Genomic DNA, 26,693 nt, shown 5'->3' on the forward strand with positions numbered 1-26,693 from the left:
TTGTAATGGGAAAATAAGGATGGGTTGAGTTAATTATATAAATTAGGAAGTTGGTTATACTTCTGTACACAGAGATTTTACAATGCTGTAATTTGTAGCTAAGCGAGAGGTGTTTAAATGCGAAAATCATGGGTAGTTTTATTGATATGCTGTATTTTACCAATCATTACTGGCTGTACAGAGTATGACCAAATGACCGTACAAAGTGAAATAATACAAGTTCATGCAGATAGCCCTTCCATCCTAATAGCAAATGGTAATAGATTCACGGAAGTGAGAGAAACAACAGGTAGTGAATTCACTATTGGAGAGAAGGTTGGGGAGGTACAAGAAAATGTCGGTCGAGATATTGTACCAAGCAATAATCTTTCCTCCAATGCATTAGCGCCTGGGACGGAAATCTATTCCATTAACGAGGATCCGGATATTTACCTTGCCAAGATCTCTAGCAGTAGCTATATGATTTATATTAGTGAGTAGTTTGTGTGGATGAGTTGTTAAAATATAAAAAAAGTAAAGGTAAAAGTGACAAAAGCTAAGAGAGAATTTTCGCTTAACAGGTCTCTTTTACCTTTTTATAAAACGAAAATAGAACATATGTGTGGTATAATAGAGAGATAATAGTGTGGTAGCTCAAGGGTGGTTGGTTCACTCCCGTTAGAGAGGGGGTGGTGCCTTGTCAGTATTCGAAGCATTGATGTTTGCGGTAGCATTTGCAACATTGGTCGTTGTAATATTGTCGTTTAACCATAAAAAATAACCCATCCTTGAGTTGAGAGCTCAGATGGGTTAATCCTAATGAAAGCCAATCCCCTTTGGGACCAACTATTACAATGGACTGGTTGATGCACTAACATCAATCAGTCTTTTTTAATGTACGCAGTTGTTACTTTTAGTATACGTTTGGAAAAAAATCTTTTCAAGTAGTTCATCTTTTTTTAGTGACTGCTAATTACCCAAAGTGCGCTCTATCTAGATAAGATAAGGTATTAAGCGAGTAAGTATAAATCTTAAGAGCATTTTTTACAGTGAGTTTTTCCAATATCTTTTTTTAAATCAGACCCCAAACCGCTGTCTATACCCACATTTTCTACACATTTCCTCAACAGCTTCTCTTCTAGTGAAACCATCGTAAAGCGCATTTGCTCGTTCACCTTCAATTATTTCAGAGAAGGGGGTTTTGTTGATATTACCTAGGTTTATGACTCCTTCACCGTCTAAACAGCAGGGCACTACAGTTCCGTCTACCAGGATAGCAGCTTGACTTCGAAGAGCATGGCAGAAACCTTTCCCGTCGTCCTCTGGAGCCTGTAGACTTGGCCACTGGAATTCGTGATCTTGGTTTAAGAAGACATTTGGAGCGATTTTAATCCCTTTACCTGGTTGTACCTTTTCTTCAATTCTGAAGTCTAGGTTATATTCATTCTCTAAAATTTCTAATGTTTCTCTATTTCTCCGCTGTACTAGGTCTGACACCTGGTCTTGCTGGAGGTTCCATAAGCGGTAAGAAATAATTGTGTTATGCTCTCTCGAATCACGTACGAATTCAAGAATATCTCCTAAGTACTTTTCACGATTCTCAGATCCTTCATGACCATCAAAGCTGTGAAGAGAGAAGTTGATTTGACGAAGTGCTGGTTTACCTAATAATTTCTCTCTATTCTTTTTGATTAACGTTCCGTTAGTAGTGATATTAACCTTAAAACCCTTTGCATGAGAAGCATCTAGAAGCTGATCGATACGAGCGTGGAGTAGTGGCTCTCCTTTTACATGCAGGTAAATATATCTCGTATGGTCCTTTATTTGGTCAAGGATATTATTAAATGCATCTAATTTAATAATGTTAGCCTTACGAGCAGTGGGTGGACAAAAACTACAAGCAAGATTACAGACACTTGTAATTTCTATATACATCTTTTTAAAAGTTTTCAAGTTTTCTTCACCGTTCCAGTTCTATTTGATAAACAACTATACTCATTTTAACAGAAAAATATTTTAGGGGGAGAGCTTTCTAAAAGTATATTTTACGGTAGAAGGAAAACCTTCAGATTTTGCCGAATGAAGCATGAGAGATAATTTTAAAGGAGGCGTGTCTATTGGAAAAAAAGATTCGATGGGGAGTTTTAAGCAAGGCGAGAATTGCAAGAGAACAGCTTATCCCGGCAATCCAAAGAGCTGGAAATGCTGAGTTAGTGGCTATTGCAAGTAGAGGAAGTAAAGTGCATGAGGTTGCAAAGGAATTAGAAATTAATATCGCTTATGAAAGCTATGAAGAGCTTCTCGCCAATCCAACTATTGATGCAATCTATATTCCCTTACCTAATCATTTACATAAGGAATGGGTGATTAAAGCAGCCAAGGCAGGAAAGCACGTACTTTGTGAAAAGCCAATTTCGCTTACGTCCCAAGAAGCAATCGAGATTATTGAAGTCTGTAAGGAACAAAATGTGAAGTTTATGGAGGCTTTCATGTATCAGCTCCACCCACAGCATACACGTGTAAAAGAACTCATCTCTTCCGGTGTTATAGGAGAGATCAAACTGGTTACTGCTAGCCACTCGTTCTATATGGAAAATAGACAAAACGAGTTTAGAATGAATCTAGAGATGGGTGGGGGTAGTCTATTCGATGTAGGCTGTTATTGCATCCATGCCATTCGATATATGACCGGAGCAGAACCTGTTAGGGTGCATTGTATGGCAGATCTAGATAAGGAAACTAACGTTGACATAAGTGCATTCGGTACTTTACAGCTAGACAATGGTATTCATGCTACGTTTAATTGTAGCTTTGACATGGCTGGGAGAAATGAATATGAAATAGTGGGTTCTAAAGGAACGATTAAAGTGCTGTATGCATTTCGTCCTGACCAAAACGGCGGCTTAGGTAAAATAATGATTCAACAAGATGACATGACAAGTGAAGAAAATATTCCTGGTGATCTTTATCGAATAGAGGTCGAACATTTCTCCAATGCTATTTTAACGAATACAAATCCCGAGGTGACAGGCGAATTTAGTATTGGAAACATGCGTGTAATGGAGGCCTGCCTGGAGTCGATTAAAACGGGAAAAATTATGCAGATGGTAAATTAACAAAATACAGAAAGAAAAGCTAAACTCTTACTAGAACAGTTGTAAGAGTTTAGCTCTTCTTTTTTTAAAGACTCATTCTGTTTCCTTATAAACAAAGTAATCAAAATCAGCAGGGATGCTTTGACCAGATGTATCCTGACATTGCATACCAACAAATGCCCCCGTAAAAAATCCTCCGCCACGAATATAGTCATCGGATAATTTATGGGAAGCAAAAGAAAGAGGAATCGTTGTCCAATGATCACCATCCAATGAATACGAGTATTCATAAATAGATGTCTTAACCTCTACACGTAGATATACATACTCTGCATCTTCAGGTAGGACAATCTCTTTTCCTTGGAGTGGCTGGTCAAATACAAAGTTATCACATGTACTTATCTCCAGAATCCGTCCTTTTTCCTCGTGCCAGGAAATCTGTAGCGCTGTCCAATTTTCTGTGTTGTAATAGTTCACGAGACCCGCTGATTGCTGGAAGGTATTTGGGTGGAAGGCAACTTTAGTTTCTGCAATGAAGTTAAAATGCTGCCAACGTCTTGCTATAAACGCCTGTGTAAACTTAGAAGTTAAAGATTCCTTTCCATAAAGACGCAAATGACCAGGATTGTCTTTTAGTGAAACAACGTGTTCCCCTAGTGGAATTCTCAATGATTGAAAATGAGCATTCAATGATTGTTCGTTAAAATCATCCTTTTCCTCAAAGTCCTTTTCCCATACAACTTCTTCAATCGCTGGTCCTTCAATTTCTAGTGAGGGACCATTTCCATTTACGACATATGGCCAGTCATTTTTCCATTCTAAACGTTGAATGGCAGTCTCTCTTCCAAGTGGACAAAATCCTCGTGGATCCAGTAAAGGCTGGTTGTCTCTTGGTAGTGGACGACCGGTTAAGTGTACTAAAAACCATTCATCAGTATGGGTATGGACGATGGAAGCATGACCTGACTTTTGTAATGGGTTTCGTGGATACGGGAAAGATGTTATCAATGGATTTTCTGGATGGACCTCATAAGGACCCTCTAGGTTTTTCGAACGCGCCATAGTAGCTGCATGGTCATATTTTGTGCCCCCCTCAGCAGTTAACAAGTAGTAATAATCATTAATCTTGTATAGGTGAGGAGCTTCTACGAGCTTAATATCTGTTCCTTTAAAGATAATAGTAGATTCACCGACTAATTTTTGCTGCTCCACATCATATTCCTGAAGCGCAATACCATAGAAATTATGATGATGGAGGCGGTGATCCCACTTCATATTCACTAAATACTTCTTGCCGGATTCATCATGATATAGGGAAGGGTCAAAGCCAGAACTATTTAAATAGATAGGATCAGACCATTCACCGTCGATTGTGTCACAAGTGACAAGATAGTTATGGCAATCTTTCCACTGTCCTTCTGTAACTTTTACATCTGTGAAAATGAGCCAAAAATGTCCATCACTGTAGGATAATGCAGGTGCCCAAACCCCACCAGAATTAGGGTTTCCCATCATATTCAATTGACTAAGACGATTAAGAGGTCGAGAAGCTAAACGCCAATTTTTTAAATCCTTGGAATGATAAATTCCAACGCCGGGGAACCATTCAAAAGTAGAAACAGCGATATAATAGTCTTCTCCAACTCTACAAATACTTGGATCTGGATTAAAGCCTGGTAATATAGGATTGCGAATAGTTGTCATTTGTCATCATCCTTTTTATGAGTGATTTTTGTCCATTTCAAGCACATAAACTGTAAGCCGTTATTTATTTCACTGAACGGTTATAAATCTAAAAAATTGCTGTCCATTAAACCATTTATTATCAGAAGATATAAAATCGTAATTTTCGGATAATTAAATTTACTAATCATCACGATGTGTAAGGGAGGGAAATTAATCATTTTTTAGTCTTTAAAAAAGTAAATTGACTCCAGAAAACGTTTATTCTAGCAAAACATCCTGTTGGATACTGACACTTAAAAAATTTTCAATGGAAAAAGCAGCAACCCCTAATGCTGTAGACCTCGTGGATAGCTCTGAAAAATCAATTTGCAAATCGTTTTGTTGAAACCATAGAGCCTGATTTGTAATTCTTTTATTTAAAGAGTCCTTTAACCATTTTTTGGAGTAAGCTAAACGGTTCCCAATGATAACTTGTTGCGGGTTAAAGATATTGATAATGTTATTGATGCCGATGCCTAAATAGTCTCCCGTCTGATGAAATAATTGAATGACTTCCTCATTTCCACTTTGCGCAAGTGAGACTAAGCCTTCTAAATCCTGTGAATCAAAGGGTATATCTAATTTCTCTGCATGTCTCATTAGCGCTTGTTCAGATGCATAAAGCTCCCAACAGCCTTCGTTTCCACAACGACATAACAGATCTCCTGCTTGAATAGTCATATGACCAAGTTCACCAGAGAATCCATTAGAGCCTTTGTAAAGAGAACCATTCAATATTAATCCGACGCCGATACCTATTCCTGCACTTACGTAGATGACATTCTCAAAGTCCTTGCCAGCTCCAAAATGCTTTTCGCCATAAGCACCTGCGTTTGCTTCGTTTTCTATTATGATGGGTAGATTATATTTTTCTTCTAAAACCTCCTTTAAGTTAATATTTCTCCAATTTAAATTTGGTGCTAATAGAATATTTCCATCCTTCTCTACAATCCCTGGTACACCTACCCCAATTCCTACTACTCCATGCGGACAATCGGGAGTAGAGATAAGAAGGAAGTCTATCGTTTCAAATAATCTCAACTCTATTTCTTCATAAGAGAGATTCTTAAAAGCTATACGCTTCTCGGTGTGAATATTTCCGTTAAGATCGGTTAGCACGCCGAGAAGATAGTTAACTCCAATGTCTATACCGATGGAGTAGCCAGCTTTTTCATTGAAGAGCAGCATAACTGGTCTTCTACCACCACTAGATTCCCCTGGTCCAGATTCATAGATAAGGTGTTCTTCCAGCAAGTCATTAACTAAAGAGGAAACAGTTCCTTTGTTTAATCCGATTTGACTAGCAACAGTCGCTCTCGAGATAGGGGAATTATATTTTATCTTATCTAGAACTAGTGATTTGTTTCCTTTTTTGACCACATGGTGATTCCATGTTTGGTTAGCATTCAGCTTCATTCACTTCAGCTCTTTCTTTATCATTTTTCATCATTCTAACATAAAACTGAAAAATAAAAAAACTTTGTTTATCCACTAGACTAACATAGTGTTATTTGCTACAATGAAAACGCATACAATATTCAGAATATTGTTGTAAAAACTTTGGGGTGGGGGAAATAAGAATGAAAATCAACAAAATGATTAAAATTCTATTATTTGCTTCTTTATTTTATTTATTAGCAGGTTGTTCAGACGCAGACGAAACATCTTCAAGTAAAAATGGGGACAAAGAAATTAAGTTTATGCATTTATGGCCAGAAGGAAGTTCCAAGCAACATTATGATGTTGTAAATGAAATTATTGCAGATTATGAAAAAGAGAATGATGGTGTCAAAGTGGATTTGGAAGTGTTAAGTAATGAACAATACAAGGATAAGTTAAGAGTATTATCCACCTCTAAAGAGCTTCCAGATGTAGGGATGACTTGGGCTGCAGGCTTCTTAGAGCCTTATGTTGGCGGAAATATGTTCGCTCCATTAGACGATGTTATTAAAGACCAGCTAAGTGATAGCTTTGTTCCGGGAACTGCAGAGGCATATGCCCTAGACGGGAAAACATATGGCTTACCGCTAGAGCTGAATATTGTCACACTATACTATAACAGTGCAATGTTTGAGGAATATAACTTAGAAGCACCAAAGACTTTTGAAGAATTAGAGAATGTGATAAAAGTATTTAAAGAAAAGGGAATAGATCCAATTGCTTTAGGAAATAAGGATGCTTGGACAGGGTCACTTTGGTATATGTATTTAGCTGATCGTCTTGGAGGAGCAGAGGTTCTTAACAAGGCAATCGATCGTTCTGGTTCTTTTGAAGATCCTGCATTAGTGGAGGCAGCTCAAAAGGTTCAAGATCTTGTTGATATGGGTGCATTCGTCAAAGGATTTAATGGACTGGCGGATGAAGAAGCAAAAAGTATGTTCATGAGTGAGCAAGCTCCGATGTATTTAATCGCTACTTGGGATTTACCGAACTATACAACAAATGAAACGGTACCTCAGGAATTTAGAGATTCAGTTCAATATTTGAAATTCCCAACTGTTAATGGAAACGGGGATATGGATAGCTTTGTTGGAGGACCTGGAGTCGGGTTATTCGTAGCTGAGGACTCAGATGTAAAGGAAGAGGCGAAGGACTTTGCAGCTTACTTTGTAAAAGCATGGGGAGAAAAAGCTGTTACAAAAGCAGGTGTAATCCCTGCTACCAAAGTAGATGCAGGATCGTTGGATCTGCCAGAGATGTATATTGATATATTAAATGAGTTAAACGAGGCAAGTAATATCACGCTATTTGCAGATGTTCAGATGAGCCCTGATGTTGCACAAGTACATTTAGATTCGATTCAGGCTCTATTTGGTAAGGAAATGACTCCAGAAGATTTTGGGAAGGCGCATGAGGATGCTCTTTCTAAATAATAGATAATTAGCTAGAGGATTTGTCGATGGACGTAAGGGTTATTCCTTTAACTGGAGTAACCCTTGTCTATCTGATAGGGAAGGAGTTACTTGTATGAACAAGGTAATGTCTAACAAATTGTTGATAGCATTGTATATTTCACCTGCACTTTTACTCGTCCTGGTGTTAATATTCATTCCGCTAATGTTGTCTGGATATTATGGCTTAATGCAATGGGATGGTATAGGAGAAAAAACGTTCATTGGCTTAGAGAATTATATTAAAGGTCTTCAGGATATGAAATTTTGGAGTAGTGCCTATCATTCCTTTTTGTTGGCAATATTCTCTACCTTGAGCTTAGCCATTTACTTAACCATCTCCTTTATATTGGCGTCCAAGATAAAAGGATCTGATTTGCTCAGAAAAATATATTTAATACCAATGTTGTTATCCTCTGTAGCTATAGCCCAGCTTTGGATTAAAGTATATAATCCTTCGAATGGTATTTTAAATGTGTTTCTTAAGCAAATAGGAGTGGAAAATCCTCCAGCTTGGCTTGCAGAGCCATCGTTAGTGTTGTTTGCTATCTTCATCCCGATATTATGGCAATATGCTGGGTTTTATATTTTGATTTATTATGCTGCGTTGAAGAACATTCCGGAGTCCTTAATAGAGGCTGCAAGAATGGATGGGGCCTCTGCATTTCAAATTGCTACAAAGATTAAGCTTCCGTTGATCAAAGAAGTGGTGAGTGTAACCATTGTATTGGCGATAATTGGGTCATTAAAGTATTTTGACTTAATCTATGTCATGACTTCTGGTGGACCGAATGGAGCTAGTGAAGTAATGGCTTCTTATATGTATAAGCTTGCATTTTCAAGCTATAACTTCGGTTATGGAAGTGCGATTGGTTTCTTACTGCTTATTATTACATTAATCGTAACCTTTATTGTTCGTAAGTTAACGGCGACAAAAGAGAGAATAGAATATTAAAAGGAGGTTGTATATGAGACGTGTTGGATACTTTTTTCTGTATTTCAGTCTAATTGTTGTAGCATTGTTTCAAATCATCCCGCTAATATGGTTATTTATTTTCTCATTAAAAGATAATCGAGAAATATTTGCGGGCTCGCCCTTTGCGTTGCCATCAGAGTTTAGATGGGAAAACTATCTAAAAGTTTGGGATGGCGGTATTGGAGTTTATTTTTTTAACAGTGTGTGGATCACAGCACTTTCTATCGTATTAACTGTGCTTTTCGCAAGTATGGCTACTTTTGCAATTACTCGGATGAGATGGAAGCTAAGTGGAGCAGTACTCAGTCTGTTCATCATTGGTTTAATGATTCCCATTCATTCGGCGTTGATTCCACTCTATAGCATGTTTTTAAGCGTGAATTTAATAGATAACCCACTCGGAGTTGTTATTACATATACAGCCTATAACTTACCAATAACGATGATGATTTTACTTGGATTCTATTATACTTTGCCAAAAGAAATAGAGGAGGCAGCCATAATAGATGGTTGCTCCGTTAATCGAATGTTTTTCCAAGTGATTCTCCCGATGACAACGCCAGTAATGGCTACAACGGTAGTGATTAATATGATTTATAACTGGAATGAGTTTGTTTTCGTGAATACATTTATTAGCTCAGACAAATATAAAACATTAACGGTCGGAATACAAAACTTTATTGGTCAATATATGACAGACTGGGGAGCAATAGGGGCTACCCTGATTATAAGCGTATTGCCAATCATTATAGCTTTTATCTTCTTTAGCAATAAAGTAGTCGAAGGGATTTCTGCAAGCGCAGTAAAAGGTTAAGTAATGGCTTTCACTTAGGAGTGGCTATTACTGAGAAGATCCCAATGTTTCCTTCTTTTCATGCACTTTTTGAAAGGCATGCAGGCTAAATCGCATAGATATAAAAGCGTATACGCTCCCACCAAATATAAATCCGATAGCTGGAAGAATACTAATTAAGTAGATGAAAGGTATTAAGCAAAGAAAGATTAATAGAGTCGTCAACGGATTGATGAGCATGATAAAAAAAGCATTCTTAATTACCTGTCCTAACTTTGTGTCAAAGTGTACAAAGGCTGGGAAAAGATAAAATAGAAACATAACAAACAATAGCATAAATGCAAATAGTGGTAGGTAAGTCCAGTGTAACAGGTTGCTTTCGGAAGACTGTATGTAAAAAATGTCTAAAGCAATAAAGACTATAAGGACGGCAACAAATACTCCTAACCTATTACTTTTTAAAAATTCATCTCGATAATGTTTCCAAAATGTACGAAATACGGATATATCAGTGTCACCTTTTAACCATGCCCTTACTACAGCGAACATGGAAATAGTAGAGGGGAACAGTCCTAAAAAGACACCACCCAGAAGTGTGAAAAGTATCCATAGCAAGTTTAAATAAGCAAATTTAGTGATCCATTCAGCTAGGTTATAAATAAAGCTACTGGTTGCATTCATAGGAATCCACCTTTATCAATTTTATATTTTTGTAAAATTCGATATTTATTTATAGCATACACTCTATTTTTGAAGAATGGCACTATTTTTAAAACTTTGTTCAGATAATTAACAAACTAAAAAGTGAGAGTAAAAATCAGGAGGTATAAATAATGGTCTATTTCCAAAATGTACAGAAAGTTACGTTTGAAGGTGCTGCATCACAAAACCCTTATGCATTTAAGTTTTATAATCCACAAGAGAAAATTGGCGACAAAACAATGGAAGAGATTTTAAGATACGCGGTGTCTTACTGGCATACGTTTACGATGGACGGGTCAGACCCTTTTGGCGCAGGTAGCATGAACCGTCCTTGGGACAAACTAAGTGGATTGGACTTAGCAAAGGCACGGGTAGAAGCATCTTTCGAGTTCTACGAGAAGATGGATGTGCCGTTTTTCTGTTTCCATGATGTTGATATTGCTCCAGAGGGAAGTAACTTAAGAGAAAGTAATCAAAATTTAGACGTGATTGTCAGCATGATCAAGGACTATATGAAAACTAGTAAAGCAAAGCTACTTTGGAATACGGCAAATAACTTCACACATCCTCGCTTCGTTCATGGAGCAGCTACATCGAGTAATGCAGATGTGTTTGCTTACTCCGCTGCTAAGGTGAAAAAAGGATTAGAAATTGGTAAGGAGCTTGGGGCACAAAATTACGTGTTCTGGGGAGGCCGCGAGGGTTACGATACTTTATTGAATACAAATATGAAGTTAGAATTGGATAATCTAGCTCGCTTTTATCATATGGCTGTTGACTACGCCAAGGAAATTGGCTTTGAGGCACAATTTCTAATAGAGCCAAAGCCAAAGGAGCCATCCACTCACCAATATGATTATGATGTAGCGACTGCCCATGCGTTTTTACAAAGCTATGGCCTAGAAAAATCATTTAAATTCAATATTGAAGCGAACCATGCCACACTTGCTGGTCATACTTTTGAGCATGAGCTTCATTATGCACGGATTAATAATATGCTCGGTTCTGTTGATGCCAACCAAGGTAATCCACTTCTTGGCTGGGATACAGATGAATTCCCGACAGACCTATGGACTACAACCCTTGCGATGTATGAGATTTTACAAAATGGTGGTCTGGGTAAGGGCGGTTTAAACTTTGATGCAAAAGTAAGAAGAGCATCATTTGAACCGGAGGACTTGTTCCATGCACATATCGCTGGGATGGATGCCTTTGCTGTAGGATTACGAGTGGCTCAAAATCTAATAGATGATAGAGTACTAGAAAATGTAGTGAAAGATCGCTATAAAACGTATCAAGACGGTATTGGCTTAGAAATAGTGGAAGGGAAAACTAACTTTCATAAGCTCGAAGAATATGCTTTAGGACTACAAGAAATTAAACAGACTTCCGGTCGCTTAGAGCAGATTAAAGCCACGATCAATCAGTATTTGTTACAGGCGTATAAATAATAACCCTGCAAATGGTAGGAGGGCTGAGACTATGAAATATGTTATTGGAATAGATTTAGGAACAAGTGCGGTTAAAATACTACTCGTCGATCAGAATGGGTTAGTTGTTCAAAGTGTATCTAAATCGTATCCGTTAATACAAGAGAAAACGGGTTATAGCGAACAAAACCCTCAGCACTGGGTGGATCAGACACTGCTCGGATTAGAGGAGCTGTTGAAGAGCTTCTCCGGTGATGTCGATGACATAGAAGGAATCAGTTTTTCCGGTCAGATGCACGGGCTCGTTCTGTTAGATGAGGTTAACGAAGTATTGCGTCCTGCAATTCTATGGAATGATACTCGTACTACAGCACAATGTGAACAAATCTATGATTTGGTTGGCAAGGAAAAGTTGCTTGAAATAACTAAAAACCCTGCATTAGAAGGCTTTACTCTTCCTAAAATATTATGGATTAAAGCTCATGAGCCAACCATCTATAAGAAAGCGAAGACGTTTTTGCTTCCGAAGGACTACCTAAGATATAAACTAACTGGTCAACTTCACATGGATTACTCAGATGCTGCGGGAACACTTCTCTTGGATGTAAGTAAGAAGGAATGGAGCTTGGAGATATGTGCCTTACTAGACTTAGATCCTAGCATGTGTCCGCCACTTGTGGAGTCATATCAGGAAGTTGGTACGGTATCCTTTGAGATAGCGAAGGCTACTGGTCTTTCCAACACTACTCGTGTTTTCGCAGGAGGAGCTGATAATGCCTGTGGAGCAATTGGTTCAGGGATATTAAAGGACGGTGAGACCCTTTGCAGTATAGGCACGTCTGGTGTTGTTTTATCCTACGAATCCACACCGAACAAGGATTTTGCAGGAAAGGTTCATTACTTTAATCACGGTGCACCAGATGCCTTTTATACAATGGGTGTAACTCTTTCAGCTGGCCATAGCTTGAGTTGGTTTAAAGAGGTTTTTGCGAAGGAAGAAACGTTCGAAGAATTATTGTCTGAGGTAGGCTCTGTTCCAGTTGGTTCTAATGGATTGTTATTTACCCCATACTTAGTTGGAGAAAGAACTCCTTATGCCGATGCAACTGTTCGTGCTAGTTTCATTGGGATGGACAGTTCACATGAACGTAAGGATTTTACCCGTGCTGTACTAGAGGGAATAACATTTTCGTTGCACGAATCCATTGAAATATTTCGCCGAAATGGGAAGTCGATAGATACTGTGGTGTCCATTGGTGGCGGTGCTCAAAATGATGAGTGGCTTCAAATCCAAGCAGACATTTTTGATGCTAAGATTGTTCGGTTAACTAGTGAACAGGGTCCTGGAATGGGAGCTGCTATGTTGGCTGCTTATGGATGTGGATGGTTTAATTCGTTAAACGATTGTGCAGATAAGTTTTTGAAGGAGGATAAAGAGTTTACTCCTAATAAAGAAAATGTGGAAAAATATAAGAAATTATTTGCTATTTATCAAAAGGTTTATGTTCAAACGAAGGATCTGAATAGAGAGCTATTAGAGTTTCGTCATTAAAGGATGTCATATCCCGAGTCTCAACTATCTAGTTGGGGCTCTTATAAATTATTGTGTGAAAGGGGATAAGGAATTGCTAGTCAAAGAGAGAAAGTTTGGAGTTATAGATGACAAGCAAGTTACGTTATTTACAGTAAAAAATAAAAATGGTTTTGAAGTGTCTTGTATGAATTATGGGTGTGTGATTACTGAAGTATTAGCGGCCGACAGAAGAGGCCAGTATGAAAATGTAGTATTAGGGTACGATTCCTTAGAAGAATACGGTAAGAATAGCATATACTTAGGAGCTGTTGTCGGTCGAGCTGCTGGCCGTATTAAAGGAGGAGCCTTTCGCTTAGGGGAGAATGTCTACCATGTTACAACGAATGAAAAAAGCAATCACTTACATGGAGGACACAAAGGGTTCAGTCATGTATTATGGGATGCTACTGTGTTGGAAGGCGCAGAGGAAACAACAATTGAGTTTACTTACTTAAGCAAGGACGGGGAAGAAGGTTACCCAGGGAATTTGAGCATGAAGGTAGCCTATACAATTTCTAATAATAGAGACGAGATATCTATTAGTTATAGCGGTATTTCTGACAAGGATACTTTAGTAAATGTAACAAATCATTCCTACTTTAACCTTAGTGGTAATCTGAGAAGAGATATATTAAACCATGAATTAACTTTGGATAGTCCTACATACTTGGAGCTAAATAAAGAGTTTCTACCAACGGGAAAGTTAGTACCTGTAGATGGCTCTGTATTTGATTTTCGGGAGAGCCGTAAAATTGCGGATGGGGTACATTCCGGACACCCTCAAAATGTACTTGTTGGTTATGGATATGATCACCCCTTTTTATTGGATGAAAATAAAAATAACAGAATCGTTTTAATGGAAGAGAAAAGTGGTCGAAAGCTAACAGTGGAGACAACGGAATCGTCCGTCATCGTCTATACAGGAAATAATTTAAACAGCACGGAAAATATGAGAGGAAAGAGGTTAAGAAATCATTTAGGTGTATGCTTAGAAACACAAGGTCCCCCAGACTCAATCCATCACCCTCATTTGCGTTCTGTAATTCTACAAGCAGGGAAAACGTACACATCTAAAACTGTTTATTCCTTTGGGGTTATTTAGCAGACTAAAATAAAAATAATACATCTTCAATGGGATTGCTCCATTGAAGATGTATATAAAATTTAGATATCTATAATATCATCGTATCCGACCATTTTATCCATATGACTGGCAATCATAGCTATAATAGTACTTGCCTCATCCTTAGTAAATGTAAAAGTACTCTCGTCCACTAGCTCTTGTTCAGTATCAGTCCAGCTGCGGTTTCTTCTACGAAGAACACCATCACCATTGGCACTGTCTATTCCGAATTGATATGTTACTTCCATTTTATCATCTATTAAAAATGCAGTGATTTCAGGAGTTTCCCATTCTACATCAATTTCCTCTAACATAATTTCGTCGTCATCGTCATCGTCATCATCATCATCGATAACGTAATCGTCAAGTCCATCTTCATCATCCATATAGACCCACTCAATATCACTATCGTCTTCAAGAAACTCGTGGAAGCTTTCATGAACTGCTTCTATTATATCCGTAATATCATCTAACATTATTCTGGTTGGCTGGTTCAACTGGACGTCAAAGCTTTCCACATAAAATTCTTCATTATAAGGGTCAAAAAGTATAGTGCAAAAATAGTCTCGTTCTTCCTCATCCGTACTAGCAACAAAAAATTCAATTCTAGGATGCTTAGAGGCACGATTAATATTCATATGGCCGACTTGGTCATATTGCTCGCAGATCGAATTCAAATGATCCTGTAGTTCCTCTGTTACTCTGTCAAACCATTCTGTAGTCATAGTCATTACCGCCTCTCATCATTTTCTTCTACTATCTTATCCCAATCTGGTCTTTTTATTCCTAAGATGAATAGAGAATAAAAATGCGCAAAAAAAGACCTATTAATCTTTGCATCAATAGGTCTTTTTCATATGAAGCGGGTGAAGAGAATCGAACTCTCATCATCAGCTTGGAAGGCTGAGGTTTTACCACTAAACTACACCCGCATATTAATATAAATGGTGGCTCAGGACGGAATCGAACCGCCGACACAAGGATTTTCAGTCCTTTGCTCTACCGACTGAGCTACTGAGCCTAAATCTCATTAAGTAAATCAAGCTTAGTGTCTCATAGTCAGTTAAGTATAACACAAAATATGTTTGTTATATCACTTAGTTGCATAGGAACTGCTTGCTTACAAAAAAATGGCGGTCCCGACCGGGATCGAACCGGCGATCTCCTGCGTGACAGGCAGGCATGTTAACCGCTACACCACGGGACCATTTGGTTGCGGGGACAGGATTTGAACCTGTGACCTTCGGGTTATGAGCCCGACGAGCTACCGAACTGCTCCACCCCGCGACAATAATATATAAACTAGTTTACTATATTTTATATTTACAAACAATCTAAATATAAAATGGAGGAGGAAGAGGGATTCGAACCCCCGCGCGGTATGACCCGCCTGTCGGTTTTCAAGACCGATCCCTTCAGCCGAACTTGGGTATTCCTCCGTAAAATGTTACTTCTAAAGCAACAAGACAAGATATAATATACCATGTCTAAAAAAAATATGCAACCTCTTTTTTCTGATAGAAGACATTTTAACCTATCTTTGGTTGTGTTCCTCTATGAAACATTCTTCTACAACAAGCAAATTAGAAAGTCAGGTAGCAATCTTTACGAAAAGTCATTTTAACGTTCCATTAATATCGAGCAAACGATTAAATCTAATAATCGGTCGGTTTTCGACGGAAATCGGTCGGTCAGCACAAATAATCGGACGGTTCTGGTCAATAATCGGTCGGTCGGCACAAATATGCGGTCGGTTTCAGACAATAATCGGACGGTCCCACTACACATTTATGAGGAATTACGAAGACTTGTATACTTTAAAGGTTCATTGGAAAATTCTTTTTATAGTAATATTCTTCAAAAAAATCATACACACCTCACATTTGGGCAATCTAAGAAAAATGATTTGCTGTGAGGTGTTTTTTTATGTTGATTGAAAGATCGTCTTCCTGGAAGGAAGGCTTTACAAAAAGATTAGAAAATGAAGAGCCATGGGATAATTGGAATCTTTATAATATGAGTTATGACATAGTAAAAAATAATTTGATTACAGAGTTTACGGGACTTCAGTCTCCAAAGTATTTACCAAATCTTCAAGCATTAAACCACCAATTAGAGGTTGCTCGGACAGTGATCGAGCGGATGAATGGAAAGGCAATCTTAGCGGATGAGGTAGGTCTTGGTAAAACGATTGAAGCAGGCTTGATATTAAAAGAGTATATGGTGCGAGGACTAGTAAAAAAAGCTTTGATACTTGCCCCTGCTTCCTTGATTAATCAATGGGTGGAGGAAATGAATTTTAAATTTCATATACCTGCCATTCCATACAAAAAGAGTTACTCCCTTGACCACAATGACATTGTCATCATGAGCATGGATACAGCTAAAAAAAGTCCGCATAAAGAGCTTATATATGCTCAAAATTATGACATGATCATCATTGATGAGGCACATAAGCTGAAAAACCATAAAACGAAAATATATGAATTCGTCCAGGGGTTGAAAAAGAAATTCTGCTTGTTGTTAACAGCTACACCTGTTCAAAATGATGTATTTGAATTATTCTATCTTGTTTCTTTATTGAAGCCAGGTCATTTGGGTAATTACGAGACATTTCAGGAGTCGTTTTCTGCAAGTAAGCATAGCTTAGAGCATGATGAGTATTTAAGAGAGCTCGTCAATCAGGTAATGGTAAGAAATAGAAGGCAGGATACTGGGATTGAGTGGACAACTCGTCAGGTGAAAATCATTCCAATTGAATTTACGAAAGAGGAAAAGGAAGTCTATGAAATGATTTCTGATTTAAAAAATATTTCCTCCGTCTTTTCTGGTGCTTTTTCTATGATTACACTTCAAAAAGAAATGTGTAGCAGCAAGGAAGCAACTTGTTTGACGCTTAACAACATGGTTGAAAAGTGTACGAATCAAGAAGAAATTACTTATGTACAAAACTTGATGGAAAAGCTCATGTCTTTAGAGGTAAACTCGAAGGCGGAGAAGGCTTACGAGATTATTGCTGAGGCAGATGACAAGGTCATTATTTTTACAGAATATCGTGCAAGCCAAATTTATCTGCAATGGTATTTAAGTACAAAAGGAATTACGAGCGTTTTATTCAACGGGAAGTTCAATAAGAACAAGCGTGATTGGATGAAGCACTTGTTCAAGGAGCAGGCACAGGTGTTAATAGCTACTGAATCGGGTGGAGAAGGGATTAACCTTCAGTTTTGTCACCATGTAATTAACTACGATCTTCCGTGGAACCCGATGAAGCTGGAGCAACGAATAGGGCGTGTCCATAGGTTAGGGCAGGAGCATGATGTCCATATTTATAATTTAGCTATTCAGGAAACTATTGAGCAGCATATTCTAGATCTGCTGTACACGAAAATCGATGTATTTGAAAAAGTAGTCGGTGAACTGGACGATATATTAACGACCTATAAAAAAACAATATAGTACAAACAGGGTAGGGAAGGAGGGTATGCATGTACCCAAAACAAGTTCACGACTTTTTACTTCAATTTTTTAAAGAAAATAATTGTCCTATTCTAAGCGAAAACGACCATTACGTTGTTGTCCAATTGACAGAAGAGATGGATAAAAAGCTGATGAACCGTCCGTATTATTGGCAGTATGTAGAAGCAACTGGCACTGAGCCAAGTCCAATGCAGCTTACCTTTATAACAGATAAAACAAAGCTAAAGGAAGACGTCAAGGGAGAGGTTATTCACTTTGGCTCCAACAGGCTTAGTCAAATGTTCAAGGCTGTGCAAGACCTTGGCTCCTTCGTCCATATGTACGAAAAAGTTAAAAGTGATACGCAAGTGATCTTTACTCCATGGCTTGGGGTCAACTACAAGGTGACCTATTATAGTGATCAAACGAAGGAAATGTTCTATTCTCTAGGGATAAACCTAATGACAGGAATTGTTCGAGAGGATTTCCATGAATCGATAAAAGAGATTAGCTTCGATGTGGCTATGCCTGACAATGTTTTTAACCTGCCTTATATTATAAAGCCTTTACGTGGCTTAGAGCGTCTAGATGCTCTAATTGATGGAGTAATTGCTAATGACGATCATACTTGGGCTGAAGAGGCAAAGGAACGTTTACGGAGGAGTCTGGAAGTTCTGGAGTATTTCTACGACGGTGTGGATGACAAGCCTGAATGCTATGAGATGGAAAAAAAGGCTCTTGAGGAACAGTATGCAGCTCGTGTGGGAATAGAAATTATCAATGGCGGTCTGTTTTATATGAAGTGAAAAATGGCTCCAGAGATTTAATCTCCGGAGCCATTTTTATATATATTAGTCGGCTACTTTAAACCAACCCTTCACTTGCATGATTTTATCCCATAATGGATTAGGGATATCTAACTCCTCTTTTTTGCTTACATAAACAGCTGGAAAGATGGAGTCGTCCTCTCCTTTTTCCATTTTAGAAAACCACTCGGGGTCAGTTACTAATGCGCGCCCAATTGCAACAAGAGGTGTAACGTGTAATGCTTTTTCAATGTCTTCTCTAGATTCCAAAGTTCCAACACCAATCACAGGTACCTTGTCGCCGACCGCCTCCTGAATAAGTTCAATACGTGGTGTAGTATCACTTTCGTCTCTATTAGAAGATCCAAAGAAGTGCCCGAGAGACACGTGAAGATAATCAAGGTCTTTCTCAGCCAATACACGTAAAAGCTTTAATGTATCATCCATTGTGAATCCTGGATCCTGATATTCCTCTGGAGAAAAGCGATAGCCTATTATAAATGGCTCCTTTGTATACTGCTTAGCAGCAGTTTGAACCGCATCTACAATTGCCAACGGAAATGTCATACGCTTCTCTAGGTTCCCACCCCATTTGTCAGTTCTACGATTGGAATGTGGAGAGAAGAACTGGTGAATTAAGTAAGTGTTCGCCCCATGTATTTCTACTCCGTCGAAGCCTGCTTCAATGGCTCTACGGGTTGCTTCTTTAAAAGAGGCAATAGTCTTTTCAATCTCTTCCTCTGTCATTTCTCGTGGTACTTCTGCATTGTCGCGAGGTGCTGCAACAGCACTTGCAGATACTGGTTGTTCGCCGTTTAACACCCTCGAATTCGATTGTCGTCCAGCGTGAAAAATCTGAAGGATGGCTTTTGCTCCATTATCTTTAATAGCACTAGCCAGTTTCTTGAGGCTAGGTATTCTCTCATCCGATTCAGCACCTATTGAATACTCAAACCCAGCACCAAGTGGCTCTGCATAAGCGCAAGCGGTGATAACTGCACCAATCCCACTCTTAGCACGTCGAGCATAGTATATCAGTTCATCTTCTGAGACATCACCATTTTTCTCTGAAGAATAAGTAGTCATGGGAGCCATTAAAATTCGATTTTTTAATGTAACCCCTGATGGTAAAGTGTATGCATCGAACATAGAAGTATTTTCCATTAAATAACATCTCCCTTATATTAAGTCACCTATACATATACCCTAAAGGAATGCTCTTCAAAATCAAAATAATTGGCTTGAAATCTCATCAAAGGAAGGTTTTTACTTGTTAATTGTAGAAGATTATCTATGACGCATTAGGGGGAGGAAAGCTATGTGATTCAGGCTGTGTTATTTGATTTGTATGAGACACTGATCACGGAATGGGAAATGGGAAAAAGGAAAGCAAGTTATTCTGTAGAACCACTTGGTTTGAAGGAGTCGATTTATAAAAGGGGATGGCATGCGAGAGTTAATGACAGAATGGATGGAACTTATCCTGATCACCCAAGCGTTTTGAGAGAGATATTGAAGGAGGCAGGTTTACCTATTGATGAACAGGCCATCCAACTAATACATAATGACAGGGCATTCGTTAAGTCGGTAGCCTTTAAGCATATCGATGAAACTATTATAGGCATGCTAGAAAATCTGAAAGCTATGAATATAAAAATTGGTCTTATAAGTAACTGTACATCAGAGGAGATAGAAGGTTGGTTTAATTGTGTGTTGCCCTCTTATTTTGACGACGTGGTGTTCTCTTATCAAGTCAAAGAGCGTAAGCCGAATCAAGCAATTTATCTAACTGCCTGCAACAACTTGAATGTAAATCCTAAGCAATGTTTATTTATCGGAGATGGCGGCTCCGAGGAACTGAGGGGAGCAAGTGAGGTAGGAATGAGGCCATACCAGGCTACATGGTTTTTGCCTTCAAGTGCCCCTAAAGAAATTTCAGAATTTCCAAAGTTAAGAAAACCTATGGAGGTAATAGAAGTTTTACGAAAAGAGGAGGAGAGCTATGGAAGCCAAAAAAGATAAGTGGGATGCTAGTCACAGGTCTTGGCCATTACCTAAACTGCCATGGACAATGACTCAGACATGGAATGATCTGTTATTTGCACATTACCCTATCGATATAAAAGTGTTAAGAGAAATTGTACCAAAAGCACTTCCTTTGGATACGTATAATGGAAAAGGATGGATTGGTATCGTTCCCTTCCATATGACAAATATTAGGCTACGAGGGACGCCGAGGGTACCAGGCACAGACAGTTTTGCAGAATTGAATGTTCGAACTTATGTCACAATCAATGGGAAACCAGGGGTATTCTTCTTTAGTCTGGATGCGGAAAATTTATTTGCGGTAAAGGTAGCTCAAACTGTATACCGTTTACCATACGTGCATGCTGAGATGAATGTATCAAAAAGTGAATCATTTATCGATTATAAAAGTAAGCGTCGACAAGGAGTGGATGCCAGATTGGAATGTAGATACCGTCCTACATCAGAAATATTCTATGCAGAGAGAGGAAGCTTTGAAGAATGGCTCACAGAGCGCTACTGCTTATATACGTTAAGCAAAAAAGGGGATCCGCTCCGTTGTGATATTCTTCATCCCCAATGGCCGTTGCAACAAGCAGAGGCAGAGTTTCAGGTAAATACTATGCTGTCCGAGCAGGGGATACAAGTAGAGGATAATTTGCCAATCTTGCATTTTTCCAAAAGTATAGAGGTTCGGATGTGGCCATTAGTATCCGCGATGAATGACTGATAGAAAAAAGGAGGTAATAAAATGAATAAATATCCACTTCGGTTAAACGAGAGAATATCTTTAATAGACATTTTGGATATGGGGTTAAATGAAAGAACAGGTACATATGTAATTCAGGAAGATGAATTGACTATAGTAGAGACTGGACCAAGCCCCTCTGTAAAACATGTGAAAGAAGGCTTACAAAAACTTGGCTTCTCCTTAGCAGATGTTAAATACATTATTTTGACCCATATCCATTTAGACCATGCCGGTGGAGCAGGTCTGCTTCTCCAGCAATGCCCTAATGCAACAGTAGTGGTACATCCTAAGGGTGCTAGACATTTAGCAAATCCAGAGCGTCTTATAGCAGGTGCAATAGCTGTATACGGCTCAAATTTTGATGACTTGTTTGATCCTATCGTAGCGATACCAGAGGAAAGACTCTTAACAAAGGCTGATGGAGAAACATTAAAAATTGGAGAAGCTTGTACTTTGACCTTTTTAGATACACCTGGTCATGCCAATCATCATTTTGGTATTCATGATCCAATTAGTAACGGGATGTTTGCTGGGGATACGGTGGGGGTCCGCTACGAGCAGTTGGCCAAAGATGGCGTAGATTTAGTGCTGCCTTCCACCTCCCCTAACCAATTCGATCCAAAGGCAATGCAAAAAGCTATAGAGCGATTCCAACAGATGGGCCTAAGTTACATTTACTATGGTCACTTTGGAGTGACTGATAATGCCGCTGCAGCTCTAGCACAGGTTTCAGAATGGCTTCCGCTTTTCGTTGAAACGGCTAAAGACGTCCAAAGAGAGCATAAAGACCATAGGGAACTAGCCAATAGACTCGAGGCATTAGTGAAGGATCATTTAAGAGGGCAAGAGATTCCAGATAATCATGAAGTCTATCCATATATCCATGGTGATTTAAGGGTTTGCGCTATGGGGTTGATGGATTATTTAGGTAAGTAATATCAAAAAAATTATGATTGAGTTTGAAATAGGGATAGAACAATGTAAATGAGATATACAGAGATAGATTACTATTTTAGGGGAGATAATATGTTTAGCATATTCAAAACTAAATGTTCCATTTGTCATAGAAAAGCAGGTCCTTATCGTTTGTTTCAAAGTCCAGAGGGAAAGAAAATGAAGCTTTGTTATGGCTGCTCGGAATATGCTGCAAGACGTGCATATAAAAAGTTGTCATGAATTAACTTATTATTTTACAGTAGTGCCACAGGATTTGGGTAGAATTTCAAGTCTAGCTCCAGGAGAAAGTGAAATTTTATACACTCCGCGAATCAAAGAAACGGGAAATGACCGAAGTTTATACTTTGAATATCCTTTAAATAATTCCTCGTTAGTAGAAGAGTCTTTGCTTTACTTAGGCTCCTTCAACACTAAAAAGGTAGTAATTGAATTAGAAATAACAGACGTAGACGAGAAGGGTAGCATGTCATATTATGTAAAGGGTTACGAGGATCTGTTTGGTCCATTTTGATGCTCTTAAGCGTCTATCGATAGGAGTTTTGATTAAAAAATAACGCTATTTAAACTTTACGCTGGGTAAGGTTTAAATAGCGTTATATTTTCAAGTGGATTTTGGTCCTTCTATACGTAGATTTCCTTCTAGTGAAGGTATTTCTTCAACATAATTATGAGTTGGAAATATAAAGGTCCAAGGCATACTTGTTTCAGGAGGAAGTGTAAGCGCTGGTACCGTAAATACATGTTCAGCCACTAGCTCATTCTCCATCGTATAGACTAATCTAGTGTTGTTAAAGGCTAGCTCCTGGCTGGTGAAATTATGGATCAGGACAGTGGCGAGAAATTCTTTTTTATGATTAATTGCAACTCGGATAGGAGAGAAAAGAATATCTTTGTTTACATGGTTTTTGGTTGTTCGAAAAATATGTTCAATTTGTTCTCTATCCTTGGCTGCCACTGCTTTATTCCAAGATGGTTCAAATTTTAGCTGCTGCATGTTATAAACCCCCTCTTGTGTAATTTTAACATAAGAGACAGGCTCATTATGGAAATGGACTACTGTTCAATCTGCCAAGTATTGTCTATTATTTAAGTTAATAGATATTAAGTGCGAGGGGAAGGGGATAAGTAGAATGCCTTTAGAAATTGTTCGAAATGATATTACGAAAATGCAGGTAGATGCTATTGTAAATGCCGCTAACCGAGATCTTCAAAGGGGAGGCGGTGTGTGTGGAGCAATCTTTCAAGGTGCGGGATCCGGTGAGCTACAAGAGGCGTGTAATAAGATTGGCAATTGTCCCACAGGTGAAGCTGTCATAACGGACGCGTATCAACTAAGGGCAAAATATATTATTCATACAGTAGGACCGGTATGGAGAGGGGGTTCTCATAAAGAAGAGGAGCAGTTGAAGGATTGCTATAAAAACTCGTTAAATTTGGCGTTATCTCATGGCTGTGAGACAGTAGCGTTTCCATTAATCTCTTCTGGTATTTATGGATATCCAAAGGAGCAAGCTCTACAGGTAGCTATTTCTACGATAAGTTCGTTCCTCTTGATTCATGAAATGCTTGTTTATATTGTTGTGTATGATAAAAAAGCCTTTAAACTAAGTGAGAAACTGTTTAGGTCTATTCAGGAATTTATTGATGAGCACTATGTCGAGGAAATGGACATAAGTTTCGGCACAAATAGAAGAGAGGCATATGAGCTAGAGGATTCGATGGTGTTGCAATCTAGCCAGGATTTACAGGAAATGATAGAACATATGGATGAATCATTCTCTGAAAGGCTTCTACGCCTTATAGATGAAAAGGGAATGACGGATGTAGAAGTTTACAAAAGGTCTAATATGGACCGTCGACTTTTTTCGAAAATAAGAAATAACAAGGACTATACTCCGTTAAAAAAAACGGTAGTAGCCTTCGCTATTGGTCTACAGTTAAATTTACAGGAAACAAACGAGTTACTAGAAAAGGCGGGTTATACCTTGTCTAGAAGCCATAAATTTGATGTGATTATTGAATATTTTATCCAACAGGAAAACTATAATATATTCGAGATAAATGAGGCTTTGTTTAGCTTTGGCCAAGCATTATTAGGTGCATAGACAAAGAAGGGACGACCCTGACTGATGTCTGGATCGTCCCATTTCATTATTTCTTTTGAACAGTAATTGTCCAAGCCGCATCACTTAGCTGCTCGTAGTTCGTGATTGTATGACCCTCTTCTGCTGCCCAGCGAGGGATGCTTTCAGTTGCTTGCGTACAGTCAAATTCAATTACAAGCTCGTCACCTGAGCTCATTTCTGCGATAGCCTCTTTTGCTTCTACTAAAGGGAACGGACAAACCATACCCATAACTTCTAATACTTGTTTCATTTCAAAATCTCTCCTTTTTTATGCAGTTTTGACACTTGCTTTCATTGCTTTATTCTTTTTACGTCCACGGACAAAAACGAAGTATACAGCCGTCCATGTACCTAAAATCATAAATGCTAGAGCAATCCAGCCCTGCCAAGTCATCATGGCAGTCATTACTAAACCATTCCCAATTGAGCATCCGCCTGCTAAACTAGCACCGAAGCCCATTAAATTACCACCAACAAAGCTATTAATACCAGTTTTAACATCTGGCATTCTGAAACGGAACTCACGGCTAGCTTTTGCTGCGATAAATGATCCAATGAAAATACCAAGGACTAAAAATACACCCCAATTGATAAATGCTGTGTCTCCTGTTGTTAAGTATTGAAGGATATTAGCTGATGGAGTGGTAATTCCTAGACCACCAATACGTCCTGTAGCAACGCTTAACGGCCAAGCTAACACTGCAATAGCCCCGATTAAAACTGCAGTTACAAATGGGTGCCAGCGTTTTTCAAATAAAATATGTGCCAATCCAGTTCTTTTTGGCTTTAAAGATGGGATAAAAACTTTTGGTTTTGTAACTTCTTTATAAACGATCCATCCTACTACTGCTACTAGAATACCTATTAAAATCCATACGTTAATTCCAAGTGTTTCTGGAATGGAGTTAGATGGTAGCTGAGAAGAACTTATTTTATTGTTTAAAGGTACTAATACCCCAGTTTTCATAATAGCAGCCATTAGCATATATCCTGCTAAGGCAATCCAGCTCCCGATTAAGCCTTCACCTGCACGGTACCACGTCCCTGTCGCACAACCACCTGCTAACACAATACCAATACCAAAAATAAATGATCCTATAATTATTGCAACTAATGGTAGAGTACCGGCATTAAATTCAAACACGCCTAACTCTATTAATGTATACACACCGACACTTTGTACGGCAATTGCTATTAATAACGCATAAAACATGCGATTGTCTTTTGTTAAGTACATATCACGGAAACCGCCAGTCAAACAAAATCTTCCTCGTTGCATGACGAATCCTAATAACGCCCCACAAAATAAACCTGTAATGAGCATTTGTATCACGTTTATCCCGCCTTCTCTTTAATTCTTACTAAACTGATAGGATTATATTACATTGGAAAAGTAAATATGACAATTATTTTGCTTAAAAAAATAATAGCCAATATGTGGAATAGATAATTGTCGCTTTTCAAGCGACCTTTTACATTGTCTCAATTGATATTATTCATTTGTAAACAAAAAACAAATGGGGGTTAACCTAATGCAGAAGAATGTAACGGAGTTAGTATTTATCTTGGATAAGAGCGGTTCAATGGCTGGATTAGAGACAGATACGATAGGAGGATTTAATGCGATGCTTGATAAACAGAAAAAGGAGAAGGGAGAGGCTATAGTTACAACGGTGTTATTTAGTGATGACTATGAATTATTACATGACCGGATAAATATAAAGGGTGTTTCGTTCATGACGGATAGAGACTATCAAGTTGGTGGAATGACTGCGTTACTTGATGCCATTGGATCATCTATACAGAAAATAGGAAATACACAAAAGAGAACAAGCTACGAAGAGCGTGCCAATAGAGTGCTCTTTGTTATTACAACAGATGGGATGGAAAATTCAAGCTGTGAGTACAATTATGAAAAAATTCGCTCAATGATTTCACGTCAGAAGGAGAAATACGGTTGGGAATTCATATTCCTCGGTGCTAATATTGATGCAATTGCAACTGCTGCTAACTTTGGAATTGCAGAGGAGTTTGCTGTTAAATACTACGCGGATAAAGAAGGAACGCGCTTAAATTATGAATCAGTTAGTGATGTGGTTTCCTCCTATCGTAATGGAGCAAAAATAAATAAATCTTGGAAAAAGGGAATAGAAAGCGATTATGCGAGTCACAAACAACATCGAAAATGATTCATATAATAAGGTTAGCCAAAAGCGACTAGCCTTTTCTTTTTTTGGTTAGTGGATTTCTGGCGTGTAGTTTGCCAAGGGTGTTGAATTAGA

Annotated in this window: 25 protein-coding genes and 5 tRNA genes; 16 read left to right on the forward strand and 14 right to left on the reverse strand. The window is 38.4% G+C overall.

Going from position 1 to position 26,693, the window contains the following annotated elements:
• Positions 1-117 precede the first annotated feature (117 nt).
• Positions 118-480, forward strand: a complete 363-nt coding sequence (locus MKY09_RS01460; RefSeq protein ID WP_169360068.1) for a hypothetical protein — start codon at positions 118-120, stop codon at positions 478-480.
• Between the two features lie 576 nt (positions 481-1,056).
• Here the strand turns inward: MKY09_RS01460 and MKY09_RS01465 are convergent.
• The gene (locus tag MKY09_RS01465) at positions 1,057-1,932 is read right to left on the reverse strand and encodes a radical SAM/SPASM domain-containing protein (protein ID WP_298467975.1); all 876 of its coding nucleotides are present in this window, start codon (positions 1,930-1,932) and stop codon (positions 1,057-1,059) included.
• 164 nt (positions 1,933-2,096) lie between these two features.
• On the opposite strand from MKY09_RS01465, the gene MKY09_RS01470 reads away from it, so the two are divergent.
• Positions 2,097-3,095 (forward strand): Gfo/Idh/MocA family oxidoreductase, encoded by a 999-nt coding sequence (locus MKY09_RS01470; RefSeq protein ID WP_342567396.1) that lies wholly within the window; start codon positions 2,097-2,099, stop codon positions 3,093-3,095.
• A 72-nt stretch (positions 3,096-3,167) separates the two neighbouring features.
• Here MKY09_RS01470 and MKY09_RS01475 read toward each other — a convergent pair whose 3' ends face one another.
• Together MKY09_RS01475 and MKY09_RS01480 are read right to left on the reverse strand one after the other, a co-directional pair.
• Entirely contained in the window at positions 3,168-4,778 is a 1,611-nt protein-coding gene (locus MKY09_RS01475; RefSeq protein ID WP_342567397.1) for a glycoside hydrolase family 43 protein, read from the reverse strand.
• 240 nt (positions 4,779-5,018) lie between these two features.
• A complete protein-coding gene (locus MKY09_RS01480; protein WP_342568197.1) occupies positions 5,019-6,209 on the reverse strand; it encodes an ROK family protein in 1,191 nt (396 codons plus the stop codon).
• 170 nt (positions 6,210-6,379) lie between these two features.
• On the opposite strand from MKY09_RS01480, the gene MKY09_RS01485 reads away from it, so the two are divergent.
• The 3 genes from MKY09_RS01485 (at position 6,380) to MKY09_RS01495 (ending at position 9,480) form a co-directional block, all read left to right on the forward strand.
• Entirely contained in the window at positions 6,380-7,672 is a 1,293-nt protein-coding gene (locus MKY09_RS01485; RefSeq protein ID WP_342567398.1) for an extracellular solute-binding protein, read from the forward strand.
• 94 nt (positions 7,673-7,766) lie between these two features.
• On the forward strand, positions 7,767-8,645 hold the full coding sequence (locus tag MKY09_RS01490; protein WP_342567399.1) for a sugar ABC transporter permease: 879 nt from the start codon (positions 7,767-7,769) through the stop codon (positions 8,643-8,645).
• A gap of 13 nt (positions 8,646-8,658) precedes the next feature.
• Complete coding sequence (locus MKY09_RS01495; RefSeq protein ID WP_251556428.1) at positions 8,659-9,480, forward strand: carbohydrate ABC transporter permease; 822 nt, start codon at positions 8,659-8,661, stop codon at positions 9,478-9,480.
• A gap of 27 nt (positions 9,481-9,507) precedes the next feature.
• Here MKY09_RS01495 and MKY09_RS01500 read toward each other — a convergent pair whose 3' ends face one another.
• Positions 9,508-10,140 (reverse strand): YesL family protein, encoded by a 633-nt coding sequence (locus tag MKY09_RS01500; RefSeq protein ID WP_342567400.1) that lies wholly within the window; start codon positions 10,138-10,140, stop codon positions 9,508-9,510.
• A 152-nt stretch (positions 10,141-10,292) separates the two neighbouring features.
• On the opposite strand from MKY09_RS01500, the gene xylA reads away from it, so the two are divergent.
• The 3 genes from xylA (at position 10,293) to MKY09_RS01515 (ending at position 14,266) form a co-directional block, all read left to right on the forward strand.
• Positions 10,293-11,612 (forward strand): xylose isomerase, encoded by a 1,320-nt coding sequence (xylA, locus tag MKY09_RS01505; protein ID WP_251556433.1) that lies wholly within the window; start codon positions 10,293-10,295, stop codon positions 11,610-11,612.
• Between the two features lie 31 nt (positions 11,613-11,643).
• On the forward strand, positions 11,644-13,143 hold the full coding sequence (xylB, locus tag MKY09_RS01510) for a xylulokinase (protein ID WP_342567401.1): 1,500 nt from the start codon (positions 11,644-11,646) through the stop codon (positions 13,141-13,143).
• Between the two features lie 73 nt (positions 13,144-13,216).
• The gene (locus MKY09_RS01515) at positions 13,217-14,266 is read left to right on the forward strand and encodes an aldose epimerase family protein (RefSeq protein WP_342567402.1); all 1,050 of its coding nucleotides are present in this window, start codon (positions 13,217-13,219) and stop codon (positions 14,264-14,266) included.
• A 62-nt stretch (positions 14,267-14,328) separates the two neighbouring features.
• Here the strand turns inward: MKY09_RS01515 and MKY09_RS01520 are convergent, their stop codons facing one another.
• The 6 genes from MKY09_RS01520 to MKY09_RS01545 form a co-directional block, all read right to left on the reverse strand.
• Positions 14,329-15,012, reverse strand: a complete 684-nt coding sequence (locus tag MKY09_RS01520; protein ID WP_342567403.1) for a hypothetical protein — start codon at positions 15,010-15,012, stop codon at positions 14,329-14,331.
• A gap of 136 nt (positions 15,013-15,148) precedes the next feature.
• Positions 15,149-15,219, reverse strand: a tRNA-Gly gene (locus MKY09_RS01525).
• 13 nt (positions 15,220-15,232) lie between these two features.
• Positions 15,233-15,308: transfer RNA gene (locus tag MKY09_RS01530), tRNA-Phe, on the reverse strand.
• 110 nt (positions 15,309-15,418) lie between these two features.
• A tRNA-Asp gene (locus MKY09_RS01535) sits at positions 15,419-15,494 on the reverse strand.
• A 3-nt stretch (positions 15,495-15,497) separates the two neighbouring features.
• A tRNA-Met gene (locus MKY09_RS01540) sits at positions 15,498-15,574 on the reverse strand.
• 59 nt (positions 15,575-15,633) lie between these two features.
• Positions 15,634-15,726: transfer RNA gene (locus tag MKY09_RS01545), tRNA-Ser, on the reverse strand.
• A gap of 487 nt (positions 15,727-16,213) precedes the next feature.
• Here MKY09_RS01545 and MKY09_RS01550 point away from each other — a divergent pair.
• Entirely contained in the window at positions 16,214-17,746 is a 1,533-nt protein-coding gene (locus MKY09_RS01550; RefSeq protein WP_342567404.1) for an SNF2-related protein, read from the forward strand.
• A 29-nt stretch (positions 17,747-17,775) separates the two neighbouring features.
• Positions 17,776-18,552, forward strand: a complete 777-nt coding sequence (locus MKY09_RS01555) for a YqhG family protein (RefSeq protein WP_342567405.1) — start codon at positions 17,776-17,778, stop codon at positions 18,550-18,552.
• 45 nt (positions 18,553-18,597) lie between these two features.
• Here MKY09_RS01555 and MKY09_RS01560 read toward each other — a convergent pair whose 3' ends face one another.
• A complete protein-coding gene (locus MKY09_RS01560) occupies positions 18,598-19,716 on the reverse strand; it encodes an NADH-dependent flavin oxidoreductase (protein WP_342567406.1) in 1,119 nt (372 codons plus the stop codon).
• A 156-nt stretch (positions 19,717-19,872) separates the two neighbouring features.
• On the opposite strand from MKY09_RS01560, the gene MKY09_RS01565 reads away from it, so the two are divergent.
• The 4 genes from MKY09_RS01565 (at position 19,873) to MKY09_RS01580 (ending at position 22,796) form a co-directional block, all read left to right on the forward strand.
• Positions 19,873-20,574: an HAD-IA family hydrolase gene (locus tag MKY09_RS01565; RefSeq protein WP_342567407.1), complete on the forward strand. Its 702-nt coding sequence runs from the start codon at positions 19,873-19,875 to the stop codon at positions 20,572-20,574.
• A complete protein-coding gene (locus MKY09_RS01570) occupies positions 20,555-21,307 on the forward strand; it encodes a DUF2071 domain-containing protein (RefSeq protein WP_342567408.1) in 753 nt (250 codons plus the stop codon). The genes MKY09_RS01565 and MKY09_RS01570 overlap by 20 nt, the downstream gene beginning before the upstream one ends.
• Before the next feature lie 21 nt (positions 21,308-21,328).
• Positions 21,329-22,264: an MBL fold metallo-hydrolase gene (locus MKY09_RS01575; RefSeq protein ID WP_342567409.1), complete on the forward strand. Its 936-nt coding sequence runs from the start codon at positions 21,329-21,331 to the stop codon at positions 22,262-22,264.
• Between the two features lie 190 nt (positions 22,265-22,454).
• Positions 22,455-22,796 (forward strand): hypothetical protein, encoded by a 342-nt coding sequence (locus MKY09_RS01580; protein WP_342567410.1) that lies wholly within the window; start codon positions 22,455-22,457, stop codon positions 22,794-22,796.
• Between the two features lie 90 nt (positions 22,797-22,886).
• Here the strand turns inward: MKY09_RS01580 and MKY09_RS01585 are convergent, their stop codons facing one another.
• Positions 22,887-23,279 (reverse strand): SLAP domain-containing protein, encoded by a 393-nt coding sequence (locus MKY09_RS01585; protein ID WP_251556448.1) that lies wholly within the window; start codon positions 23,277-23,279, stop codon positions 22,887-22,889.
• A gap of 136 nt (positions 23,280-23,415) precedes the next feature.
• Between MKY09_RS01585 and MKY09_RS01590 the strand changes: the two genes are divergently transcribed.
• Positions 23,416-24,390: a macro domain-containing protein gene (locus tag MKY09_RS01590; RefSeq protein WP_342567411.1), complete on the forward strand. Its 975-nt coding sequence runs from the start codon at positions 23,416-23,418 to the stop codon at positions 24,388-24,390.
• A gap of 46 nt (positions 24,391-24,436) precedes the next feature.
• Here MKY09_RS01590 and MKY09_RS01595 read toward each other — a convergent pair whose 3' ends face one another.
• Positions 24,437-24,661, reverse strand: coding sequence for a sulfurtransferase TusA family protein (locus tag MKY09_RS01595; RefSeq protein WP_169360055.1), 225 nt, complete (start codon positions 24,659-24,661; stop codon positions 24,437-24,439).
• An 18-nt stretch (positions 24,662-24,679) separates the two neighbouring features.
• Positions 24,680-25,735 carry a YeeE/YedE family protein gene (locus tag MKY09_RS01600; RefSeq protein ID WP_169360088.1) on the reverse strand — a complete coding sequence of 352 codons (1,056 nt, stop codon included), beginning with the start codon at positions 25,733-25,735 and terminating at the stop codon, positions 24,680-24,682.
• Positions 25,736-25,943: 208 nt separating this feature from the next.
• On the opposite strand from MKY09_RS01600, the gene MKY09_RS01605 reads away from it, so the two are divergent.
• The gene (locus MKY09_RS01605) at positions 25,944-26,600 is read left to right on the forward strand and encodes a hypothetical protein (RefSeq protein WP_342567412.1); all 657 of its coding nucleotides are present in this window, start codon (positions 25,944-25,946) and stop codon (positions 26,598-26,600) included.
• The last annotated feature ends 93 nt before the right edge of the window (positions 26,601-26,693 follow it).

Source organism: Psychrobacillus sp. FSL K6-4046 (assembly GCF_038624605.1).
Taxonomy (GTDB): domain Bacteria; phylum Bacillota; class Bacilli; order Bacillales_A; family Planococcaceae; genus Psychrobacillus.

Coding starts and splice junctions, on each gene's coding strand:
- MKY09_RS01605 (WP_342567412.1), top strand. CDS start 25,944: ATGCAGAAGAATGTAACGGAGTTAGTATTTATCTTGGATAAGAGCGGT.
- MKY09_RS01600 (WP_169360088.1), bottom strand. CDS start 25,735: ATGCTCATTACAGGTTTATTTTGTGGGGCGTTATTAGGATTCGTCATG.
- MKY09_RS01460 (WP_169360068.1), top strand. CDS start 118: ATGCGAAAATCATGGGTAGTTTTATTGATATGCTGTATTTTACCAATC.
- MKY09_RS01555 (WP_342567405.1), top strand. CDS start 17,776: ATGTACCCAAAACAAGTTCACGACTTTTTACTTCAATTTTTTAAAGAA.
- MKY09_RS01475 (WP_342567397.1), bottom strand. CDS start 4,778: ATGACAACTATTCGCAATCCTATATTACCAGGCTTTAATCCAGATCCA.
- MKY09_RS01500 (WP_342567400.1), bottom strand. CDS start 10,140: ATGAATGCAACCAGTAGCTTTATTTATAACCTAGCTGAATGGATCACT.
- MKY09_RS01490 (WP_342567399.1), top strand. CDS start 7,767: ATGAACAAGGTAATGTCTAACAAATTGTTGATAGCATTGTATATTTCA.
- MKY09_RS01485 (WP_342567398.1), top strand. CDS start 6,380: ATGAAAATCAACAAAATGATTAAAATTCTATTATTTGCTTCTTTATTT.
- xylB (WP_342567401.1), top strand. CDS start 11,644: ATGAAATATGTTATTGGAATAGATTTAGGAACAAGTGCGGTTAAAATA.
- MKY09_RS01595 (WP_169360055.1), bottom strand. CDS start 24,661: ATGAAACAAGTATTAGAAGTTATGGGTATGGTTTGTCCGTTCCCTTTA.
- MKY09_RS01570 (WP_342567408.1), top strand. CDS start 20,555: ATGGAAGCCAAAAAAGATAAGTGGGATGCTAGTCACAGGTCTTGGCCA.
- xylA (WP_251556433.1), top strand. CDS start 10,293: ATGGTCTATTTCCAAAATGTACAGAAAGTTACGTTTGAAGGTGCTGCA.
- MKY09_RS01575 (WP_342567409.1), top strand. CDS start 21,329: ATGAATAAATATCCACTTCGGTTAAACGAGAGAATATCTTTAATAGAC.
- MKY09_RS01520 (WP_342567403.1), bottom strand. CDS start 15,012: ATGACTACAGAATGGTTTGACAGAGTAACAGAGGAACTACAGGATCAT.
- MKY09_RS01550 (WP_342567404.1), top strand. CDS start 16,214: ATGTTGATTGAAAGATCGTCTTCCTGGAAGGAAGGCTTTACAAAAAGA.
- MKY09_RS01580 (WP_342567410.1), top strand. CDS start 22,455: ATGGCTGCTCGGAATATGCTGCAAGACGTGCATATAAAAAGTTGTCAT.
- MKY09_RS01590 (WP_342567411.1), top strand. CDS start 23,416: ATGCCTTTAGAAATTGTTCGAAATGATATTACGAAAATGCAGGTAGAT.
- MKY09_RS01585 (WP_251556448.1), bottom strand. CDS start 23,279: ATGCAGCAGCTAAAATTTGAACCATCTTGGAATAAAGCAGTGGCAGCC.
- MKY09_RS01495 (WP_251556428.1), top strand. CDS start 8,659: ATGAGACGTGTTGGATACTTTTTTCTGTATTTCAGTCTAATTGTTGTA.
- MKY09_RS01560 (WP_342567406.1), bottom strand. CDS start 19,716: ATGGAAAATACTTCTATGTTCGATGCATACACTTTACCATCAGGGGTT.